Raw genomic sequence first — 19,207 nt, 5'->3', positions numbered from 1 at the left:
GGCCGCTTTCGACCCATTGCGGACATTGGCTACCGCCAGTGCTGGCCTTTACGGATGACGCGGCAATGGTAGCAGGCTGAACTGGCACCATCGTGGTTATACCACTCGTGCTGCCCGCCAACCGCTACGCAGTCTCGGCCTTTCGGACACAAGGTGAGGAGGGCAAACGGAAGCCGAAGTCGGACCCAAGTTCGACGGCGATACGGCTCGCGTGAAAAGGGGGAGACCTCGATCATGTTCGCTAACTACTAGGTGGCTTGTCGGTAACCACCCATAGCGGACATTCATGCCACCACGAAAAAGGCCGCCGGATCGCTCCAGCGGCCTGTTTCTTGTTCCGGACTGGAAAGCGCCTAGCGGATGCCGGCGATGGCCTGGTCGATCAGCGCCTTGTCCGCGCCGGCGTCATGCTTGTCGGCGATGATGCGGGCGGCGGCCTTGGTGGCGGCGTCGGCGGCGGCGGCGCGAAGCTGCTGCACGGCGGCGCGCTCCTCGGCGGCGATCTTGTCCTCGGCCATGCGGGCGCGGCGCTCGACCAGCGCGGCGGCATCGGCCTCGGCCTTGATGCGGATCGCCTCGGCCTCGTGGGCGGCGCGCTCGAGCATGGCCTTGGCCTCGCTCTCGGACGCCGCGGCCTTGGCCTCATATTCGGCCTTGATCTGCTCGGCCTCGGCGCGCAGCGCGGCGGCCTCGTCGAGCTGGGCCTTGATGCCCGCGATCTTGCCGTCGAGGGCGCGGCCGATCGCGGCCGGAACCTTCTTCCACAGCATCAGCGCGACGACCACCGCCATCGCCAGCGCGACCAGCATGGTCGCGTCGAAGCCGAGCGCCTTGGGGTCGACCTGATGCTCGACATTGGCTTCCACCTCGGTGGTGGCGAGCTGCTGGGCGGCATTAGCCATGGACGAGTTCCTGCTGGACGGCGGCACGCGCGGTGCCTTCGTCGACGGTCAGGCCGGCGACCCGGCTGACCATCGCGGCGGCGGCATCGGCCGCGACCTGTTCGATCTCGGCCTGGGCCGAGGACCGCGCTTCGGCGATCCGCTGGAGCGCGGCTTCGAGCCGGCCCTGCGCTTCGCCGTCGGCAGCCTTGACTCGGGCTTCGGTCGCCTGGGCGGCGGCCGCCTTGGCCTCGGCCGCGACGCGCGCGGCTTCGGCCCGGCTCTTGTCGAGGGCGGCCCGATAGTCCGCCTCGAGCTTGTCCGCGGTCTCGCGCGCCGATGCGGCGGTCGCGAGGTCGGCCGCGATCCGATCGTTACGCTGATCGACCGTGCCCTGGATCTTCGGCACCATGCCGAGACCCACGATCACGAAGATCAGGCCGAAGAAGATCGCCAGCCAGAACAGCTGCGACGCATAGATTTCGGCGATCTGATCGAATTGAGGCATTGCGGCCGTCCCTGGTCCAGTCCCGTTCCCTTGTCGCTTAGGCCTTCAGGTACAGAAGGATGGCGATGAGGAACGACAGCAGGCCGAGAAGCTCGGCGGCGGCGAAACCGATGAACAGGCGGCCCTGCTGGCTGTCGGCGGCCGACGGGTTGCGAAGCGCGCTCTCGAGGAACGAACCGAAGACGTTACCCACGCCGAGCGCGGCCATGCCGGCGCCGATGGCAGCGAGACCGGCACCGATCAGAGCAGCAGATTGAGCGTCCATTTCCATAACTCCCTCTTGTATTTCTTAGTGAAGATTGACGGCGTCGTTGAGATACAGCGACGTCAGAAGCGCGAAGACATAGGCCTGGATCGCCGCGACCAGCAGCTCGAGGCCGCTGATGCCGATCATCAGCGCGAAGCTGGGGATGGCGACCACCGGGGTCAGCACCAGGCTCTCAAGGTTGACGCCCTGGATAACGAAGCCGGCGAGCACCTTCAGCAGCACGTGGCCGGCGGTCATGGCGACAAACAGTCGCAGCGCCAGGCTGAACGGGCGGACCATGAAGGACACGAACTCGACCGGGACGAGGATGGGAAGCATCCACCACGGCGCGCCGTGCGGCACGAACAGGCTGAAGAAGTGGAAACCGTGGCGGGCGAAGCCGACCACCAGGACGATCGCGAAGGACACGATCGCCAGCACCGCGGTCACCGTCAGATGGCTGGTCACGGTGAAGGGGTGGACGCCGGGGACCAGGCCGAAGGGCAGCAATCCCAGCATGTTGGCGAAGAGAATGAAGATGAACAGCGAAAAGACGTAGGGGACGAACTTGCGGCCCTGCGGACCGATGTTGGTCTCCATCATCGAGCTGATGAAGCCGGTCACGCCCTCGACCGCGGCCTGCCAGCGGCCCGGGACCAGCTCGCGCTTCATGCCGCCCAGCATGAAGACCCAGACCGCAATGAGGGTCAGCGCCATCCACAGCGAACTGTTGGTGAAGGCAATCGAGTGACCCGCGATGGTCCAGTCATGGCCGAACAGAGGTTCGACCTGGAACTGGTGCATCGGATCGACTTTGCCCTGCTCGGCGGCCACGTCAGCGGTCCTTCTTGGTTTGCGCGTTCGACATCTTGATGATGCTCCAAAAGCCGCTGGCGGTGCCAAGCACCAGCAGCGTCAGAAAGAGCACGGGCCAGGTTCCGAACAGCCGGTCCAATGCCCAGCCGATCAGTCCGCCGCCCAAAAGGCCGCCGATCAGGGTTGCCAGCACTTTCTGCCCCAGCTGCTCGCTCGCATCCGAGGCCGGCTTGTGACCGGTCCTGATTGCTTCCCGCTGCTGCGCCTCGGCCAGCCTCTGTTCGAGGCGGTCCAGCCGCGCGTCAGGGGGTAGCCCGTCGTCCTGCCCCGGACCCTCTTCCACCATGACCTTCACTCCCTCATGTGCGTGGCGACGCTCGGGAAATTGAGCATCGGCACGGTTCAGGCAAGGAACATGGCGGCGTCGAGCCCGCCAAGGCGCCGCCCCTTTAGCAGGGCATAACGGGAGGTCAACCGGGGTGGGCATCTCTGTTGCGTTCAGCCGCGTCCTGATAAGGTCCCGGCATGCTGATTTCCGCCCTGCTTCTCGCCGCCGCGCCGGTCACGATCGCCTCGGACCGCGACGGCCTCGACTTCTCCTATCGCTGGTCGAAGGAGGCCGAGGCGGTCCCCGCCCTCGCCCGCCGCTTCCGCGCCGATGCCGCCCGCCAGAAGCGCGACATGATGGCCACGGTCGCGACCGAAAAGGAGATGCGCAAAAAGATGAAGCTCGATTTTGGCGGGCTCCAGTTCTCGCGGGCCTGGACGACTTCGGGGCAGAGCCGGCGACTGCTCTCGCTGGTCGGGGCAAGCAGCGCCTATACCGGCGGCGCCCATTCCAATTCGGGGACCAAGGCCCTGCTGTGGGAGCGCGCGCTCGGCCGCGAGATCGACTGGCGCGCCCTGCTCCAACCGGGGAAGAGCTGGGACGGCGCCATCCGCCAGCCCTTCTGCACCCTGCTCGACCGCGAGCGCGCCAAGCGCCGGCAGGAAGCCGTCAAGAAGGGTGAGTGGCCGGGCCAGTGTCCCGAACTCAAGGAGTTGACGATCGCGCTCGCCGACCATGATCGCGACGGGCGCTTCGACCATCTCGACCTCACCGCCGACCCCTATGTCGCGGGCCCCTATGCGGAAGGCGCCTATGAAGTGAGCCTGCCGCTGACCGCGACCATGCTCGCCCGCCTGAAGCCCGCCTACCGGGCCGACTTCGAGTCTCAGCCGCCGGTGCAGTAAGCGGGGACCGGGGCCGCCTGCCCCGCCGTCCGCCGCCGCCACTGGCCGTCGCTCAGCATGTAGCTCTCGCCGACCTGGACCCGCCCGAGCAGGGTGCAGCCGGCGGTGACCCCGACTTCCTGCGGACTGACCCCGCGGCGCTGGGCAAGGTCCGAATAGAGCGCCCGGCGGCGAATGTTGATGCTTTCGGTCTGGGCACGGGCCTGGGGGCCCGGCGCGGCGGTCGAATAGCCGAGATAGCCGTCGTAGCGCTCGCCTACCTGCCCCGCCGCGCGCGCATCGAAATAGGCGGTCTGGGCCGACGCGGCGGTCGCGAGCGCGAGCGCGGCCAGCCCCGCGAGGCGAAGCATCACTGGCCCGCCGGCTTGGCCGGCGCCTGCGGGAAGGCCTGCGGATTGCTGTTGATCAGCGTGTCGACGTCCTTCTGCATCCGCACCAGGACTTCCTGCCGGATCACCACGTTGAGGTTGATCTCGATCGGCTTTTCCGGGGTCTTCAGGCTGACGCAGCCGGTCAGCGCGGCGGCGGCCAGCGGCACGGCGATCAGTCGGGGCCTCTTCAACATAACTACCTCGCTGGGGTGATCGTCTGTTCGACGGGCGTCTGGGTTTGCGTCGTGTCTTCCTCGCGGCGGCGGACCTCGGTGACGATCCCGGGGACGTTGCCGAGCGGCTTGTCGAGCGTGGTGTCGAGCAATGTCCGCGGATCGCGCAAGGATTTGGCGGTCGCGATCAGCGCGCGGAAAGGCCCGCGGATCGAGACGTTGAACTTGAGCGGAATCTTGCCGACCACGCGGCTGATCAGCCGCTGGGTTCCGTTGGTGCCGGCAAGGCCGACCCCGTCGATCGCCAGCGTGGTGCCGAATTCGCCCGCAAGGTCGCCGTCTAGACGGATGATCATCGACTGGAAGCGGAGGTCGCGCAGCGCATTGAAGGCGAGGTTTCCGGCGGTGCCGAGGTCCGACTTGTTGAGCGCGCCCTTGTAGCTCAGCCGTCCGCCCGGCGCGCGGCTGTCGAGCCGGCCCCCGACGATCCGCCCGCCGGCATCGTCGAAGATCATCGGCAACACGCCGTCGAAGGTCCCCTCGGCGGTGATGTCGGCGAAGCCGAAGCTCGAGACGAACATGTTGGCGTCGAGCCCGCGAACCTCGAAGGTCAGGCGCTTGGGGCTCGGGCGGCCGAGGTTGAGCACGGTCTCGCGCAGGATCAGCTCGCCGCCCATGAACGGCCAGCGCCCGGCCTGGATGCGGACCAGCTGGTCGGGGAGCAGCTGGTAGGTGATGACCCCGTTCTCGACCAGGATGCCGGGATTGACCGTCGCCACCTGCAGCGTCTGGTTCGGCGCGGTGGTGAGGCCGAGGAGGTCGGTGAAGTTGATCGAGCCCCTGAGGCCGGTCACCGGACCGAAGGCGGCGGCGAGGTCCATGCCCCCGGTCGAGAAGGCACCGGTCGAGGTCACCTCGCCCGAGCCGTTCCACGCGATCCGGCCATTGCCGGTGATGGTCCCGTTGACCAGCGCGATGACCCCCTCGGTCAGGCGGGTGATCATCTCGGGCTGGAGGCCGTTCTGGGCGAAGGTCAGCCCCGGCACGTCGAGGTCGGCGCTGCCCACCCCGCTGGCGAGGTCGTGGCGGATCGCGACATTGGTAACGAGCGCCCCCGTTCCGGGGTGGCGCAGCGAGCCGCCGGCGCGGATCTGGTCCCCGGCGAGGCTGAAGCTGAGGTCGGTCGAGCGCAAAGGATAGAAGCGCGGCTGCTCGGCCCCGATGTCGGTGGCGGTCGCCGCGCCGTTCACGGTCAGCCGGTTCCGATAGAACAGCCAGCGGCCGTCGAGCTCGGACAGCTTGACCGGGACCTTGCCGATGACCGCGTCGGCACCGCGGAAATTGCCGCGGATGCCGCTGCCCTGGAAGGTCCCCTCGAGCGCCTTGGCATTGAGCAGGATCGGCGCCTCGGGATTGCCCATGCGCGCGGAAACGCCGGTGACGTCGAAGCCGCGCGAGCCGACCAGTGCGACGCGGCCGGCGCGCAGCCCGAACGGTGACGAGCCGAGCCGGCCGGCGAGCGCGAGGTTGCGGGTGAAGGCGCGCACCGCGACATCGCCATCGGGCTGGCGGAAGACGATCGCCGGCCCGCCCGCGCAGACCGGGAAGCGGGTGTTGCCGAGCTGGAGCGCGCCGAGGCGCAGCGAGGCAAAGGACAGGGGCACGCAGCCGCGCCCGAAGGCGAGCGCCCCGCCCGGCCCGATCGTGCCGCTGACCGGGACCTGCAGCCCGCGGATGTTGCCGCCCGACAGGGGCCCGTCGAGCGTCGCCACCGTGTCGATCCGGGTCGCGCCGCCGGCGGTCGCGGCAAAGCGGACGGGGGCGAGCGCGACGCGGGAACCGGCGGCCGAATAAGGCTGCATGACCAGCCGGCCGCTCATCGGCCCGCCGCCGCGCGGCATGCGCAGCGCGAGGTCGGCGGTCGGCAGTCCCCCGCCCGCGGTCCGGACCCGGCCGTCGATCCGAAGCTTGTTGGTCGGCCAGTAGTAAGTGATGCCGTCGCCGCCATCGACGAGGACCCGGGCGCCCGAGGCGGTGCGGACATTGGCGCGCTCGACCCGGACCGCGCCGCCGCCCGCGACATTGACCAGCCGCAGCGAACCCTCGGCCTGCATCGCCCGGGTCGCCCGCTCGATGCTGGCGCGAAGCGCATTGGCGATCGGCTCGAGCGGGGTACCACCGGCGCCTCCGAGACTGCTCGTTAGCCCGCGCGCCAGCCGCGGATCGAGGTCGACCCCGTCCGCCGCATAATCGGCGACCAGCGTCAGATGCCCCTTGGCGGCGTTGAGGAGGTAGCTGCCGTCGAGCCGGGTCCGGGCGGCGGTGAGCTGGGCGAGGCGCGCGCCCGCCGCCGACAGCCGGACGGTACCGAGCAACCGAGTCGGCTTGCCGCCGAAGCTGACGTCGGCGTTGAAGCGGTCGAGCCGGTTGACCCCCGCCGCCAGCGCCATGGCGCTCATCCGGCCCTTGCCGGTGAAGCGGTCGAAGCCCTCGGTGAATTCGCTGGTGATGTCGAGGCGCGGGCTGGCGATGGCGATGTTGCTCGCCGGGCAGGCGAAATTGGCGGCGCTGAGCGGTCCGTCGACCAGCGGACGGCGCGCGGTGACCGAGACCGCCAGCGCGGCGCGCATGCCCGAGAGGGTGCAGCGCCCGGCGTCGAGCGTGGGCGAGGCCGCCGCCAGCCGGCCCTTGAACCCGCCGGTCAGGTTGCCCGCGCCTTCGACCGCCACCCCGATGGCCCCGAACGGGGTCGCCAGCGCGATCGAGGTGTCGGCAAGATCGACGCTGATGTCGGGGAGCGAAAAGGGCTTGCCCGAGGGCGGCGGGAGCAGCTTGTCGACCTCGCCCCAGCTCACCTTGTTGCCGACGACCCGGCCGTTGAGCCGGACCCCGCGCGCCACCACGCGGTAGAATTCGACCTGCCCGTTCCATTTGATCCGCATCTGGATCTGGGCGAGCTTGGCGGTGAGGTCGGGCTTCTTGGGATCGCCGATGACCAGGTTCGAGACCTGCTGGGTCCTCAGCCCGATCCGGTCGAGCGTGAAGGTCGCCTTGACCCCGCGGCGGCTGAGCTCGCGCTCGAGGATGTTGGACGCGATCGGCCGGCGCTGGGTCCACAGCACCACCGCGACCGCCACCAGGAAGATGAGTAGTCCGACGAGGACGAGCCCGATCAGGCGGGGCACGCGACGGCGACGGCGCACCACGACGGTCGCCGTTTCATTTCCGTCGTCGGTGTCCGTCGTCGTGAATTCCGCCACTAACCTGTTTTAACCTCCGGTGCCCGCGACCGTTCCGCGACCGACATGTTGCGCTTGTCCCCGACACCGCATAGCCTGCTTGTCATGGGCGACAAGCCGAATGGCGCCGACGGGCATCGCGCGCGCCTTCGGCATCGACTGCTGGACGGCGGCGGCGACGCATTGCTCGACCATGAGCTGGTTGAATATCTGCTGACTCTCGCCATCCCCCGACGCGACACCAAACCCTTGGCAAAGCAGCTGATTTCCCATTTCGGCGGGCTTGGACCACTGCTCGAGGCGCCGGCCGAGGTTCTTCGCCGCGAGGGCCTCAGCGAAGGGGTGATCGGCGCCCTCGCCATCGCCCGCGCGACCGCGCTCCGGCTGCTCGAGACCCGCACCGAGGGCCGCCCGATCCTGTCGAGCTGGGAGGCGCTCGGCGATTATCTCCAGGCCGCGATGGGTCATGCCTCGGTCGAGGAAGTCCGGATCCTGTTCCTCAACGCGAAGAATGTGCTCATCGCCAACGAGGCCATGTGGCGCGGCTCGGTCGACGAGGCGGCGGTCCATGTCCGCGAGGTGATCGCCCGCGCCATCGCGCTCGGCGCCACCGCGATCATCCTGGTCCACAACCACCCGAGCGGCGACCCCACCCCCTCCAAGCAGGACATCCGCCTGACCCGCGACATCGTCGAGGCCGGGCGCCACATGAAGATCACCGTCCACGACCATGTCATCGTCGGCGCGCAGGGGCGCTCGAGCCTGCGCGCGATGGGGCTGATGTAGCCCGCCTCGCCTTCGTCACGATTGGCGTGTAAGCGCCCGCTCATGCTGACCATCAACGGAATCACGGTGCGCCTCGGCGGGCGCACGATCCTCGACCGCGCCACCGCGACCATCCGGCCCAAGAGCCGGGTGGGCCTCATCGGCCGCAACGGCGCGGGCAAGTCGACCCTGATGAAGGTGATGATCGGCCAGCTCGAGGCCGACGAGGGCGAGATCGAAATGCCCAAGCGCACGCGCCTCGGCTATATCGCGCAGGAGGCCCCGAGCGGCACCGCGACCCCGTTCGAGACCGTGCTCGCCGCCGATACCGAGCGCGCCGAGCTGATGCTCGCCGCCGAGGATTACAGCGACATGGACCGCCTCGGCGAGGTCCACGAGCGACTGCTTGCGATCGACGCTTATGGCGCGCCGTCGCGGGCCTCGCGGATCCTCCTCGGCCTCGGCTTCGACGAGGAGATGCAGGGCCGTCCGCTCGACAGCTATTCGGGCGGCTGGAAGATGCGGGTCGCGCTCGCCGCCCTGCTCTTCTCCGAGCCCGACATCCTGCTGCTCGACGAGCCGTCGAACCACCTCGACCTCGAGGCGACCCTGTGGCTCGAGAATTTCCTCAAGGATTATCCCGGCACGCTCGTCGTCATCAGCCACGAGCGCGACCTGCTCAACAACGTGGTCGACACCATCCTCCACGTCGAGCGCGGGAAGCTCGCGCAATATGCCGGCGGCTATGACGATTTCGAGCGCCAGCGGGCCGAGCGCGCCGCGCAGATCGCCGCCGCCCGTGCCAGCCAGGAAGCCCAGCGCGCGCGGCTGCAGGACTATATCGCCCGCAACTCGGCCCGCGCCTCGACCGCCAAGCAGGCGCAGAGCCGGGCCAAGATGCTGGCCAAGATGCAGCCGATCGCGGCGATGGCCGACGATCCCTCGCTGAGCTTCGCCTTCCCTTCCCCGACCGAACTCAAGCCCCCGCTGATCACGCTCGAGATGGCGGCGGTCGGCTACAGCGAAACGCCGATCCTGCGGAAGCTCAACCTGCGGATCGATCCCGACGACCGGATCGCGCTGCTCGGTCGCAACGGCAACGGCAAGACCACGCTCGCCCGTCTGCTCGCCGCGCAGCTGGCCCCGATGGAGGGCGAGATGGTCGCGACGGGCAAGATGCGGGTCGGCTATTTCACCCAGTATCAGGTCGAGGAACTGCATGGCGACGAGACCCCGCTCCAGCACATGAGCCGGGCGATGGAAGGGAGCTCTCCCGCCGCCGTCCGGGCCCAGCTCGGCCGGTTCGGCTTCTCGGGCGACAAGGCGACCACGCTCTGCGCCAAGCTGTCGGGCGGCGAGCGCGCGCGGCTGGCGCTGGCGCTGATCACCCGCGAGGCGCCGCACCTCCTCATCCTCGACGAGCCGACCAACCACCTCGACGTCGACGCGCGCGAGGCTTTGGTCCAGGCGCTGAACGACTACGAGGGTGCGGTCATCCTGATCAGCCACGACCGCCACATGGTCGAGCTGACCGCCGACCGGCTGGTGCTGGTCGACGACGGCCGCGCGACCGACTTTGCCGGGAGCATCGAGGATTACATCGACTTCGTGCTCGGCCGGAACCAGCCCAAGGCCGAGGCCAAGGCGAAGGCCAAGCCCAGCGCCAAGGCGCGCGAGGAAGCCAAGACGCTGAAGAAGCAGGCCGCCGAGGCCGAAAAGGAGAGCCTGCGCCTCGCCGAAGAACGCTCCGCCCTCGACCGGGCCATGTTCGATCCCGGGGGGGGCGATCCGTCGCTTGCCAAACTGTCGATGGGCGAACTCTCGCAGCGCCGCGCCAGGGTCGCCGCCGCGCTCGAGACCGCCGAAGCGCGCTGGCTCGAACTCTCGGAACAGCTGGAGCAGCAGGAAGCCGCCTGACTTAGGCAGCGATCCATGGCAAGTGACGGCCATGGGGACGGGGGCGAAGCGCGCGGAGCTGGCGGCATGGGCCCTACTCGCGGTGGTCAGCCTCGCGACCTTCCTCGTCCAGACGCTCGGCCCCGGCTGGCTCGAGAACGGACAGGGCAAATTCCTCGTCCACGATTTCCTCATGCAATGGGCCGCCGGGATCCGCGCCACGGCGGGCCAGGCTGCGCTGGTCTATGACTGGGACCTCCACTCGACCTTCCAGGCCGCGCTGGTGGGCGAAGCGAAGCCGGTCGAACTGCGCTTCATGTACCCGCCGCACTTCCTGTTCTTCGTCCTGCCCTTCGCGGGCCTCGACTATGTCGCGGCGACGGTCGCCTTCCTCGTCGCGAGCTTTGCGCTCTACGTCCTCGCGCTCCGCCCGCTGGCCGGAAGCTGGGGCACGGCCCTCCTCGCGGCGCTCGCTGGAGGGGGCACCTACTACACCTTCCTCTGGTGCCAGAACGGGCTGCTGACCGCGGCGCTGCTGGTCGGAGGCCTCGCGCTCCTCCCCCGGCGGCCCGTGCTGGCGGGACTCTGTTTCGGCCTGCTGACGATCAAGCCGCAGTTCGGGCTGCTGCTCCCGCTGGTGCTGCTGATCGACCGCCAGTGGAAGGCGATCGCTGCGGCGGCGATCACGACGATCCTCCTCGCCGTCCTCGCCGAGCTCGCCTTCGGGCCGGGCATCTGGAAGGCCGCACTCGCTTCGCTGAGCCGAAGCGACGAGCTTCTCGTCAGCGACAAGCTGCGGTTCAAGTTCCAGTCCGTCTATGCCCTTGCGCGCCTCTTCCTTTCGCCCGGCGCCGCAACCGCCGTCCATGCCGCGGTCGGGCTGCTCATCGCCGGACTGGTCGGCTGGATCTGGTCGCGGCGTTCCGGGGCCTATGCGCCAAAGGCCGCCGCGCTGATCGCGGGCACGCTCCTCCTCTCGCCTTATCTATTCGTCTACGATTCGGTCGCGCTGGGGGCGGCGGTGCTGTTCCTCCTGTCCGCCCGTCCGGCCCTGGCCGAGAAAGGCGCGATGTTCGGCAGCCTGCTCCTGCCCTTCCTCTCGACCCGCCTTCTCTACAGCGCCGCGGTGCCGCTCGCCGCGATGATCGTCCTGTGGCTCGCCATCCGCCTCGCCGAGCGTGGACACACCCGGCCCAGCTGAGGATTCGCACTTTCTCGCCGCCGGTGACATGAGGGCGGCGATGGATGGGGTTCAGACCTTCGAGATCGTGCTGCTGCTGCTGGCGGCGGTGGTCGCGCTGCACGCCGCGGCGCTGAAGCTCAAGCTGCCGCCTTCGGCCGCCCTGCTGGTCGGTGGCGGCCTGCTCGCCTTCATCCCCGGGCTTCCACCCGTTGAGCTCGATCCCGAGCTGGCGCTGGTCCTGTTCCTGCCCCCGCTCCTGTTCGAGGGCGCCTACTATACCGCCTTCGGGCGCTTCCGCCGCCATCTGCCCGGGATCATCAACCTCGCAGTCGGCGCGGTGCTGTTCACCACCGTGGTCGTGGCGGTGGTCACGAAGATGCTCCTGCCCGAGCTGCCGTGGGCGGTGTGCTTCGCGATGGGCGCGATCCTCTCGCCGCCCGACGCGGTCTCGGCCCGCGCCATCCTCCAGCGGGTGAAGCTCCCCCGCCGGCTCGAAGCGCTGCTCGAAGGCGAGAGCCTGCTCAACGATGCGACCGGCCTCACCCTGTTCCGCTTCGCCGTCGCCGCGGCGCTGAGCGGGACCTTCTCGGCCGGCGCGGCGGTCGGCAGCTTCGCCATGCTCTTCTTCGGCGGGGTCGCGGTCGGCTGGGTGGTCGGGCGCCTCGGCGTCCTCGCGGTGCGACTGCTGCGCGATCAGACGTTGATCGTCACCACCACCCTGCTCCTCTCTTGGGGCGCTTATCTCGCCGGCGAGATGCTGCACGTCTCGGGCGTCATCGCCACCGTCGCCGCCGGACTCGTCTTCGGCTGGCACCAGCATGTGGTGATGCCGGCGCGGGTCCGGATCCAGGGCTCGGCGGTGTGGCGCACCGCGGTGTTCGCGCTGGAAGCGCTGGTGTTCATCCTGATCGGCTTTTCGCTGCGGGCGATCATCGACCGCGCGGGCGGGCTCGAGGATGTCGTCGGCAGCATGACCGGTCCGGTCCTGTGCATCCTCGCCGCGATCGTCGCCGCCCGCTTCGTCTGGGTGTTCGGCACCGACGGCTTCCTCCGCCTCCTCAAACGCCTCGGCGTCAAGCGCGCGCGGCCGCTCGGCGGTCGGCAGGCGACGATCATGGCCTGGACCGGCATGCGTGGGGTCGTCACGCTGGCGATCGCCCTCACCCTCCCCGCCGCCATCCCGGGCCGCGACCTGATGCAGGTCACCGCCTTCGCTGCGATCCTCGTCACGGTGATCGTCCAGGGCGGGACATTGGGCTGGCTCATCCGCCGGGTGAAGCCCGAGGACGGCGATCCCCCGCCCCGGGTCAGCCTCCCCGAGGCCGAGGCCGCGGTCGCCCATGCCAAGCTCCGCGCCGCCGAGGCCCATGCCTATGACGCCGAGGGCAAACTGATCCACCCCCAGCTCCTCGAGCAATTGCGCGGGCGAGCCCGGGCGACCGATCGCTACGCCGCCGAGCCCGACGGCTTCATGGACGGCATTCAGTCGCATTTCGCGGTGCTGCTGATCGCCATCGCCGCGGGCCGCAAGGAGCTGATCCGGCTTCACCGGGAGGGCAAGATCGAGGACGAGGTGCTGCACGACCTCGAGCGCGACCTCGACCTCGAGGAAGTCGGCATCCTGTTCCAGCGCGGCGAGCAGGTCGACCTTCGCTAGAATTGCGCGGCTCGCGCTCCCCTGCTAGCCGCCCGGCCCATGGTCCCCCGCTATTCCCGCCCCGCCATGACCGCCATCTGGGCGGCCGAGAACCGCTTCAAGATCTGGTGGGACATCGAAGTCTTCGCCGCCGAGGCGATGGGCGAAATCGGCATGATCCCCGCCGAGGACGCGCAGAAAATCCTCGCCGCCCGCGAGGCGATCGAGCCGATCGACGTCCCCGCGATCGACGCCATCGAGGCGGTCACCAAGCATGACGTCATCGCCTTCCTGACCTGGGCCGGCGAGAAGCTCGGGCCCGAGCGGCGCTGGCTCCACCAGGGGATGACGAGCAGCGACGTGCTCGACACCGCCTTGAACGTCCAGCTGACCCAGGCCGCCGACATCCTCATCGCCGACCTCGACGAGCTGCTCGCCGTGCTCGAGCGGCGCGCCTTCGAGCACAAGCTGACCCCGACCATCGGTCGCAGCCACGGCATCCATGCCGAGCCGGTGACCTTCGGGCTGAAGCTCGCCCAGGCCCATGCCGAATTCGCCCGCAACAAGGTCCGGCTCGAAGCGGCGCGGGCGGAAATCGCGACCTGCGCCATTTCCGGCGCGGTCGGCACCTTCGCCAACATCGACCCCCGGGTCGAGGAGCATGTCGCCATCCGCCTCGGCCTCGCCCCCGAACCGACCTCGACCCAGGTCATCCCGCGCGACCGCCACGCCATGTTCTTCGCGACCCTGGGCGTCATCGCCAGCAGCATCGAGCGGCTGGCGGTCGAGGTCCGCCACCTCCAGCGCACCGAAGTGCTCGAGGCCGAGGAATATTTCTCGCCCGGCCAGAAGGGCTCGAGCGCGATGCCGCACAAGCGCAATCCGGTGCTGACCGAGAACCTCACCGGCCTCGCCCGGATGGTCCGCTCGGCGGTCGTGCCGGCGATGGAGAATGTCGCCCTGTGGCACGAGCGCGACATCAGCCATTCCTCCGTCGAGCGCTTCATCGGCCCCGACGCCACCATCACGCTCGACTTCGCGCTGGCGCGGCTGACCGGGGTCATGGACAAATTGCTCGTCTATCCGGAGCGGATGCAGAAGAACCTCGACCGGATGGGCGGCCTCGTCCACTCGCAGCGGGTGCTGCTGGCGCTGACCCAGGCCGGGCTCTCCCGCGAGGACGCCTATGCCAAGGTCCAGCGCAACGCGATGAAGGTGTGGGAATCGGACGGCGCGCTGTCGCTCCTCGACCTCCTCAAGGCCGACCCCGAGGTGACCGCGGTGCTGAGCCCCGAAAAGCTCGAGGAGAGCTTCGACCTCGGCTACCATTTCCGCCAGGTCGACACGATCTTCCGGCGGGTCTTCGGCCGCGCCTGAGGGGTCACGAAGTTCCCATAGTCCGCGGCTGACCCGAGGGCCGCAGCGGCCCCGAAAATCGCGCGAATCCGGCGTTTCGGTTCGGAGCCGAAGGACCCATACTGTGACCCTCGCGGGTGCGCCGGTGGCAGGGATCAACAGGTGCAAAGAGCCAACAGCGAACCGCTCCGGTTCGTGAAAGCAGGCGAAGTCCTACTTTGCAAGGGAGAGCGCCGGACGTCCGCGACGGGTGAAAAGCGGCCGTCGCCACCCCCTTTATTTTCCCGCGCCATGGCTAAGGCGGGTCGATAAGCGCATAAGCGATGGATCGCACCACCGATCGAGCAGGTGCGACTGAGAGACTGTCTGCTCCCGCTCAAGTGGAGAGAGACGATGCGCAAAAACCACCGGATCAAGACGTCCCACTGGACCATTTTCCGCTCAGCTGCGGAAGAGGTGAAGGAACGTCGCGCCATGAACGAGTGGCTGGACAACGGCCATGCCATGTTCGCGAAGATGGACCGCGCCGCCGCGCCAGCCGGGGATGACGAACCGTCCGATGCGTCGGCCGAGGATTCATGGACCAATGAAGGCGGGCACATGTACGCGAAGAGCGGCCATATCGTCCAAACTTCCCCCGGCAACTTCAAGGCCGTTCTCAAGCACGACGACGCCGACGATACCGAGCATCCCTGTGCGACCATGCGCGAGGGCGAGGCACTCATTCGGCGCAATACGCCCAAGCCCGCTCGGCTGGATACTTCCCGCGATCATGATGAAAGTGCGCGATGATTGCGGCCGCGCGCCTCAGGAGAGGCATCATGATCCCGATCGCGGTCAGCCATCATGTACACCCAGCCGCCCCTCGCCATCTTCTCGAAGAAGGAAGAAGCGGGACCCCGGGTTGGGCCCGGGGTGAGGGGGTGACGGGCGCGCCTACCGGCCCGGAAGCGCGATCTCGAACAGGGTCGGCCAGTATTTGCCGGTGACGTAGAGCTTCTTTGCGTGACGGTCGTAGGCGATGCCATTGGGGACGGCGTCGGGGCTGTTGCGGCCGACGCGGTCCCACAGGGCCGAGACGTCGATCCAGCCTTTGACGCGCCCGGTGGCGGGGTCGATGCGGGCGATGCGGGGGGTCTGCCAGATGTTGGCGAGGATCTCGCCGTTCACATATTCGAGCTCGTTCAGCATCGCCACCGGCTTGCCCTCGGCGGTGACGGTGAGGCGGCGGGCGATCTTCATCGAGCCGGGCCGCAAGAAGCGCAGCACCGGCGTGCCGTCGGACATGATGATGTGACGACCGTCCTGGGTCATCGCCCAGCCCTCGCCCGCATAGTTCCATTTGCCCTTGGGCTTGAGGTCGGTGACGCCCCAGACGAAGCCGCGCCCGCCGCGCCAGACGAAGCTGTAGAGCTTGTCCTGCCAGTCGACGATGCCCTCGCCGAACAGGTCGCTGGGAATGGCGACGCGGGCCAGCGTGCGGCCGGTGGCGAGCTCCTTGCGGCTGATGAAGCTCTGCCCCTCGAAGCCGGTGCTTTCGTAGAGGATGCCGTCGCGGATCAGCAGCCCCTCGGTGAAGGCGGCGGTATCGTGGGGGTGGGTTGAAAGCACCCGCGCGGGCTCGACCGGCAGCGCCGCAGGGGCGGGAGCCGAGAGAAACGCGACCAAGGAGGCGGTGAAGAAGCGAATGACGAAGGATCCATTCATGCGAAAGAAGACTAGTCGGGCGGATTGACGGGGGAAATAGGCGGTTTCGAGACGGCGGCTGCGGCTAAGAACCGAGCACCCGGTGAAGGAAAGCGGCGCTATCGGCGAGCGCGGGGGTGGTGCCGCGGAACGGGCGCGAGAGCGATTTTGCAAGGTCGACATGGCTCTTGCCGGGATAGATCTTGAGCTCGGCCGGCACCCCCGCCGCCGCGAGCCTGGCGGCGAGGACCCGGCTGTTGCGCGGGTTGACGACCTCGTCGGCACTGCCGGTCGCGAGCAGCATCGGCGGCGCGGCGCGGGTCACGAAATTGATCGGCTGGGTCTCGGCCGGGCGCGGCCAGGCGCCCAGCGCGTCGCGCCCGCGCTGTTCGGTGAAGGGGTAGAAATCATAGGGGCCCGAGAGCAGGGCGGCGGCCTTGATCGTGCCCGCCGGGACCCCGGCGTCGCGCAGGTAATGCGGATCGAGCGCGAGCATCGCGCCATTGTAGGCGCCCGCGCTGTGGCCGGCGACCGCGATCCGGTCGGGGTCGCCGCCATAGCGGGCGATGTTGTCACGGGTCCATCTCACCGCCTGCGCGCCGTCCTCGAGGAAGGCAGGGAAGCTGACGTTGGGGACGAGCCGATAGTCGGGGACCACGGTGACGAACCCCTGCCCCGCATAGCCCGAGCCGGCGAAGGCATAACCCGAGCGCGACCCCGCGACCCAGCCGCCGCCGTAGAGGAAGATCACGACCGGGCGCTTCTGGGCGGACGGGCGCGGGGCCCAGACGTCGAGCTTAAGGCCCTGCGCGGGCGCGAAGGTCACGCCCTCCGCGACCCGGTGCGCGCCATTGTCGCCGGGGACCAGGCGGTTGATCGAGCTCAAGAGGTTGGGCGGAGCGCAGGCCGCGAGGGCGAGGGTCGTGATCGCGAGAACGGTCTTCTTCATGGGAACAGTAACGTGGGCAAAGCGCCCGCGGATGCATGCGCGCGGTCAGGCGAGCGGAAGAAGCTGCTCGACGAGGGCGCCGATTGCGTCCTGGCTAATGTCGGTGTTGTTGAGAAGGACGATGGTCCGGTCCTCGCCGACGACATGCGCGAGGTGGGTGCGATAGGCCTGTACCTTGCCGGTCTCCCAAGCCACGCGCCGCCCGGCGATGGTGCGGACCCTTCCGCCGAGCGCGTAATTCTCGCTCGGCACGCGGACCCGCAGGAGCTCGGCGCGGGTGGCCGGGCGCAGGAGCCGTCCGGTCTCGAACGCGAGGTGCGCGGCGCGGGCGAGATCGCCGGCGCCGGCATGGATGTTGCCGCTGGCCCCACCGAACGGGGGTACCCGCACCTCCTTGGGCTGGCCGCCGGGCGCATAGGCGCCGGCGAGGCCGGGGACATCGCCGCTCCGGGTATCGACGAAGCCCGTCCGGCTAAGGCCGAGAGGGCGGAAGACCTCGCCGCCGAGAACCTGCTCGAACGGCTTGCCGGTGACCCGCTCGAGCGCGGCGTGAATCAGGACCCAGTTGAAGAAGGAATAGTCGAACCTCGCGCCGGGACTGAACGCGAGCGGGCCATCGCCGAAGCGGGTCACCATCGCGGCCGAGCCGTCGCGGGAGTCGCGTAGCGCGGGATCGTCCTTGATCGCCTGGGTGACCCGGTCGGGAATGCCGCTGTCATTGGCGAGGAGATGCTCGAGCGGCACCGCGGCATAGGCAGCGTCGAGGGTCGGGAGATAGGTGCCGATCGGCGCCGACAACGCCATCCGGCCGCGATCGACCAGGCGCAACACCGCGAGCGCGGTGAACCATTTGGAAATCGAGCCGATGCGGAAGGTGGTGGCGGGCGTGACGGGCCGATGCGCCGCGCGGTCGGCGAGCCCGAACAGGCGCTGGTGCGTGATCCGGCCATGGCGGGCCAGGGACACCGAGCCGGCAAAGCCGTTCTCGCGGGCGAAGCGGTCGATGACGAGGTCGGCAGGGTGGACCGGCGCGGCCCGCGACGGGCCGGCGGCAAGGGCGCTCGACAGCACGCCGCCCAGGAAGAAACGGCGATCGATCGACATGGAACAGGCCCCGCTACGCTAGACGAGGCCCGTCCCTAGCCGAGTGCGTCCTTGATGCGCGAGAAGAAACTCTTGGTCGCGGGGCATTCCTCGCCGGTCTCGGTCTCGCGGAACTGGCAGAGCAGCTCCTTCTGCTTCGCGCTGAGCCTGGTCGGGGTCTCGACCAGGATGCGCGCGACCATGTCGCCGCGGCCACGGCCCGAAAGCACCGCCATGCCCTTGCCGCGCAGGCGCAACGTCTCGCCCGACTGGATGCCGGCCGGGATCTTCACCTCGATCGCCTCGCCGTCGATCCCGGGAACGGTGATCGCGCCGCCGAGCGCCGCGGTGGTGAAGCTGACCGGGCATTCGGCGATGAGGGTGGTGCCCTCGCGCTCGTAGAGGGCGTGGCGCTTCAAGTGGACGAACAGGTAGAGGTCGCCGCCGGGCGCGCCGCGCACCCCCGCCTCGCCCTCGCCGGCAACCCGGATGCGGGTGCCCTCGTCGACCCCGGCGGGGATCTGGATGGTGAGCGTGCGGCGCTTGAGGGTCCGGCCCTCGCCCTGGCAGACCGGGCACGGGTCGGCGATGGTGACGCCGTGGCCGTAACAGGTCGGGCAGCCGCGCTCGACCACGAAAAAGCCTTGCTGGGCGCGGACCTTGCCGGCGCCGTTGCAGGTCTTGCAGGTCTCGGGGACCGCCGACCCGCGCGCGCCGTCGCCCTCGCAGGGCTCGCACGGGGCCATGGTCTCGATGTCGATGGTGGCCGACTTGCCCGCGAAGGCCTCCTCGAGCGTCAGTTCGAGGTCATAGCGAAGGTCGGCGCCGCGCGCCGCATTCTGGCGGGCGCCGCGCGGGTCCATGAACTCGCCGAAGATCGACGAGAAGATGTCGGAGAAGTCGGGGCCGGCCCCCGCCCCCGCCGCGCCGAAGCCGCCCTGCTCGAAGGCGGCATGGCCGAAGCGATCGTAGGCGGCGCGCTTCTGCGGGTCCTTCAGGCAGTCATAGGCCTCGTTCAACTGCTTGAACTTGGCTTCCTTCTCGGTGCAGCCGCCGTGGCGGTCGGGATGGCATTCCATCGCCAGGCGGCGATAGGCGGCCTTGATCGTGCGCTCGTCGGCGCCGCGCTCGACCCCGAGCAGCTCGTAATAATCGGTGTGGACGGTCATGGGCGAAACCCTAAGC

The 19,207-nt window shown here is 69.0% G+C and carries 19 protein-coding genes; 7 read left to right on the top strand and 12 right to left on the bottom strand.

Features of this window, described 5'->3' with window-relative positions; all coding sequences use genetic code 11:
* Positions 1–353: 353 nt before the first annotated feature.
* The 5 genes from BS69_RS0112160 to BS69_RS0112140 are packed head-to-tail and all read right to left on the bottom strand — an operon-like array spanning position 354 to position 2,798.
* Positions 354–902 carry a F0F1 ATP synthase subunit B family protein gene (locus tag BS69_RS0112160; protein WP_029942224.1) on the bottom strand — a complete coding sequence of 183 codons (549 nt, stop codon included), beginning with the start codon at positions 900–902 and terminating at the stop codon, positions 354–356.
* The gene (locus tag BS69_RS0112155) at positions 895–1,389 is read right to left on the bottom strand and encodes a F0F1 ATP synthase subunit B family protein (RefSeq protein WP_029942223.1); all 495 of its coding nucleotides are present in this window, start codon (positions 1,387–1,389) and stop codon (positions 895–897) included. The genes BS69_RS0112160 and BS69_RS0112155 overlap by 8 nt, the downstream gene beginning before the upstream one ends.
* A 37-nt stretch (positions 1,390–1,426) precedes the next feature.
* Complete coding sequence (locus tag BS69_RS0112150; RefSeq protein ID WP_029942222.1) at positions 1,427–1,654, bottom strand: F0F1 ATP synthase subunit C; 228 nt, start codon at positions 1,652–1,654, stop codon at positions 1,427–1,429.
* Positions 1,655–1,678: 24 nt separating this feature from the next.
* A complete protein-coding gene (locus tag BS69_RS0112145; protein WP_029942221.1) occupies positions 1,679–2,470 on the bottom strand; it encodes a F0F1 ATP synthase subunit A in 792 nt (263 codons plus the stop codon).
* A gap of 1 nt (position 2,471) precedes the next feature.
* Entirely contained in the window at positions 2,472–2,798 is a 327-nt protein-coding gene (locus BS69_RS0112140) for an AtpZ/AtpI family protein (RefSeq protein ID WP_029942220.1), read from the bottom strand.
* 179 nt (positions 2,799–2,977) lie between these two features.
* Between BS69_RS0112140 and BS69_RS13805 the strand changes: the two genes are divergently transcribed.
* Entirely contained in the window at positions 2,978–3,685 is a 708-nt protein-coding gene (locus BS69_RS13805; protein ID WP_051676796.1) for a hypothetical protein, read from the top strand.
* On the opposite strand, the gene BS69_RS0112130 is transcribed toward BS69_RS13805, so the two are convergent.
* The 3 genes from BS69_RS0112130 to BS69_RS0112120 are packed head-to-tail and all read right to left on the bottom strand — an operon-like array spanning position 3,667 to position 7,414.
* Positions 3,667–4,035 carry a YdbL family probable chaperone protein gene (locus BS69_RS0112130; protein WP_029942218.1) on the bottom strand — a complete coding sequence of 123 codons (369 nt, stop codon included), beginning with the start codon at positions 4,033–4,035 and terminating at the stop codon, positions 3,667–3,669. The genes BS69_RS13805 and BS69_RS0112130 overlap by 19 nt on opposite strands.
* Positions 4,035–4,247 carry a YnbE family lipoprotein gene (locus tag BS69_RS0112125; protein WP_029942217.1) on the bottom strand — a complete coding sequence of 71 codons (213 nt, stop codon included), beginning with the start codon at positions 4,245–4,247 and terminating at the stop codon, positions 4,035–4,037. The genes BS69_RS0112130 and BS69_RS0112125 overlap by 1 nt, the downstream gene beginning before the upstream one ends.
* Positions 4,248–4,252: 5 nt before the next feature.
* Positions 4,253–7,414: an intermembrane phospholipid transport protein YdbH family protein gene (locus tag BS69_RS0112120; RefSeq protein WP_156957032.1), complete on the bottom strand. Its 3,162-nt coding sequence runs from the start codon at positions 7,412–7,414 to the stop codon at positions 4,253–4,255.
* Between the two features lie 159 nt (positions 7,415–7,573).
* Between BS69_RS0112120 and radC the strand changes: the two genes are divergently transcribed.
* The 6 genes from radC (at position 7,574) to BS69_RS0112090 (ending at position 15,096) form a co-directional block, all read left to right on the top strand.
* A complete protein-coding gene (gene radC / locus BS69_RS0112115; protein WP_029942215.1) occupies positions 7,574–8,254 on the top strand; it encodes a RadC family protein in 681 nt (226 codons plus the stop codon).
* A gap of 42 nt (positions 8,255–8,296) precedes the next feature.
* Positions 8,297–10,150, top strand: coding sequence for an ABC-F family ATP-binding cassette domain-containing protein (locus tag BS69_RS0112110; protein WP_029942214.1), 1,854 nt, complete (start codon positions 8,297–8,299; stop codon positions 10,148–10,150).
* 31 nt (positions 10,151–10,181) lie between these two features.
* Positions 10,182–11,330: a glycosyltransferase family 87 protein gene (locus BS69_RS13365; protein ID WP_051676794.1), complete on the top strand. Its 1,149-nt coding sequence runs from the start codon at positions 10,182–10,184 to the stop codon at positions 11,328–11,330.
* Positions 11,331–11,370: 40 nt separating this feature from the next.
* Positions 11,371–12,969, top strand: coding sequence for a Na+/H+ antiporter (locus tag BS69_RS0112100; RefSeq protein WP_037504855.1), 1,599 nt, complete (start codon positions 11,371–11,373; stop codon positions 12,967–12,969).
* Positions 12,970–13,008: 39 nt separating this feature from the next.
* Entirely contained in the window at positions 13,009–14,325 is a 1,317-nt protein-coding gene (purB, locus tag BS69_RS0112095; RefSeq protein WP_029942211.1) for an adenylosuccinate lyase, read from the top strand.
* A 372-nt stretch (positions 14,326–14,697) separates the two neighbouring features.
* Positions 14,698–15,096, top strand: a complete 399-nt coding sequence (locus BS69_RS0112090) for a hypothetical protein (RefSeq protein WP_156957031.1) — start codon at positions 14,698–14,700, stop codon at positions 15,094–15,096.
* Positions 15,097–15,240: 144 nt separating this feature from the next.
* Here BS69_RS0112090 and BS69_RS0112085 read toward each other — a convergent pair whose 3' ends face one another.
* The 4 genes from BS69_RS0112085 to dnaJ all read right to left on the bottom strand — a co-directional run bounded on the left by BS69_RS0112085 (position 15,241) and on the right by dnaJ (position 19,191).
* Positions 15,241–16,011, bottom strand: coding sequence for a glutaminyl-peptide cyclotransferase (locus BS69_RS0112085; protein ID WP_029942209.1), 771 nt, complete (start codon positions 16,009–16,011; stop codon positions 15,241–15,243).
* Between the two features lie 64 nt (positions 16,012–16,075).
* A complete protein-coding gene (locus tag BS69_RS0112080; RefSeq protein WP_029942208.1) occupies positions 16,076–16,939 on the bottom strand; it encodes an alpha/beta hydrolase in 864 nt (287 codons plus the stop codon).
* A gap of 45 nt (positions 16,940–16,984) precedes the next feature.
* A complete protein-coding gene (locus tag BS69_RS0112075) occupies positions 16,985–18,043 on the bottom strand; it encodes a serine hydrolase domain-containing protein (RefSeq protein ID WP_051676793.1) in 1,059 nt (352 codons plus the stop codon).
* A 35-nt stretch (positions 18,044–18,078) separates the two neighbouring features.
* A complete protein-coding gene (gene dnaJ / locus BS69_RS0112070) occupies positions 18,079–19,191 on the bottom strand; it encodes a molecular chaperone DnaJ (protein ID WP_029942206.1) in 1,113 nt (370 codons plus the stop codon).
* Between the last annotated feature and the right edge of the window lie 16 nt (positions 19,192–19,207).

Origin of the sequence: Sphingomonas astaxanthinifaciens DSM 22298 (assembly GCF_000711715.1) — a bacterium.
GTDB lineage: Bacteria > Pseudomonadota > Alphaproteobacteria > Sphingomonadales > Sphingomonadaceae > Sphingomicrobium > Sphingomicrobium astaxanthinifaciens_A.
This window is presented reverse-complemented; position numbering and strand designations above follow the sequence as displayed.

Bases quoted from the DNA above. Each gene is read 5' to 3' on its own strand.
- BS69_RS0112160 (WP_029942224.1), bottom strand. From the start codon at position 902: ATGGCTAATGCCGCCCAGCAGCTCGCCACCACCGAGGTGGAAGCCAAT.
- BS69_RS0112155 (WP_029942223.1), bottom strand. From the start codon at position 1,389: ATGCCTCAATTCGATCAGATCGCCGAAATCTATGCGTCGCAGCTGTTC.
- BS69_RS0112150 (WP_029942222.1), bottom strand. From the start codon at position 1,654: ATGGACGCTCAATCTGCTGCTCTGATCGGTGCCGGTCTCGCTGCCATC.
- BS69_RS0112140 (WP_029942220.1), bottom strand. From the start codon at position 2,798: ATGGTGGAAGAGGGTCCGGGGCAGGACGACGGGCTACCCCCTGACGCG.
- BS69_RS13805 (WP_051676796.1), top strand. From the start codon at position 2,978: ATGCTGATTTCCGCCCTGCTTCTCGCCGCCGCGCCGGTCACGATCGCC.
- BS69_RS0112130 (WP_029942218.1), bottom strand. From the start codon at position 4,035: ATGCTTCGCCTCGCGGGGCTGGCCGCGCTCGCGCTCGCGACCGCCGCG.
- radC (WP_029942215.1), top strand. From the start codon at position 7,574: ATGGGCGACAAGCCGAATGGCGCCGACGGGCATCGCGCGCGCCTTCGG.
- BS69_RS0112110 (WP_029942214.1), top strand. From the start codon at position 8,297: ATGCTGACCATCAACGGAATCACGGTGCGCCTCGGCGGGCGCACGATC.
- BS69_RS13365 (WP_051676794.1), top strand. From the start codon at position 10,182: ATGGGGACGGGGGCGAAGCGCGCGGAGCTGGCGGCATGGGCCCTACTC.
- BS69_RS0112100 (WP_037504855.1), top strand. From the start codon at position 11,371: ATGGATGGGGTTCAGACCTTCGAGATCGTGCTGCTGCTGCTGGCGGCG.
- purB (WP_029942211.1), top strand. From the start codon at position 13,009: ATGGTCCCCCGCTATTCCCGCCCCGCCATGACCGCCATCTGGGCGGCC.
- BS69_RS0112090 (WP_156957031.1), top strand. From the start codon at position 14,698: ATGCGCAAAAACCACCGGATCAAGACGTCCCACTGGACCATTTTCCGC.
- BS69_RS0112085 (WP_029942209.1), bottom strand. From the start codon at position 16,011: ATGAATGGATCCTTCGTCATTCGCTTCTTCACCGCCTCCTTGGTCGCG.
- BS69_RS0112080 (WP_029942208.1), bottom strand. From the start codon at position 16,939: ATGAAGAAGACCGTTCTCGCGATCACGACCCTCGCCCTCGCGGCCTGC.
- BS69_RS0112075 (WP_051676793.1), bottom strand. From the start codon at position 18,043: ATGTCGATCGATCGCCGTTTCTTCCTGGGCGGCGTGCTGTCGAGCGCC.
- dnaJ (WP_029942206.1), bottom strand. From the start codon at position 19,191: ATGACCGTCCACACCGATTATTACGAGCTGCTCGGGGTCGAGCGCGGC.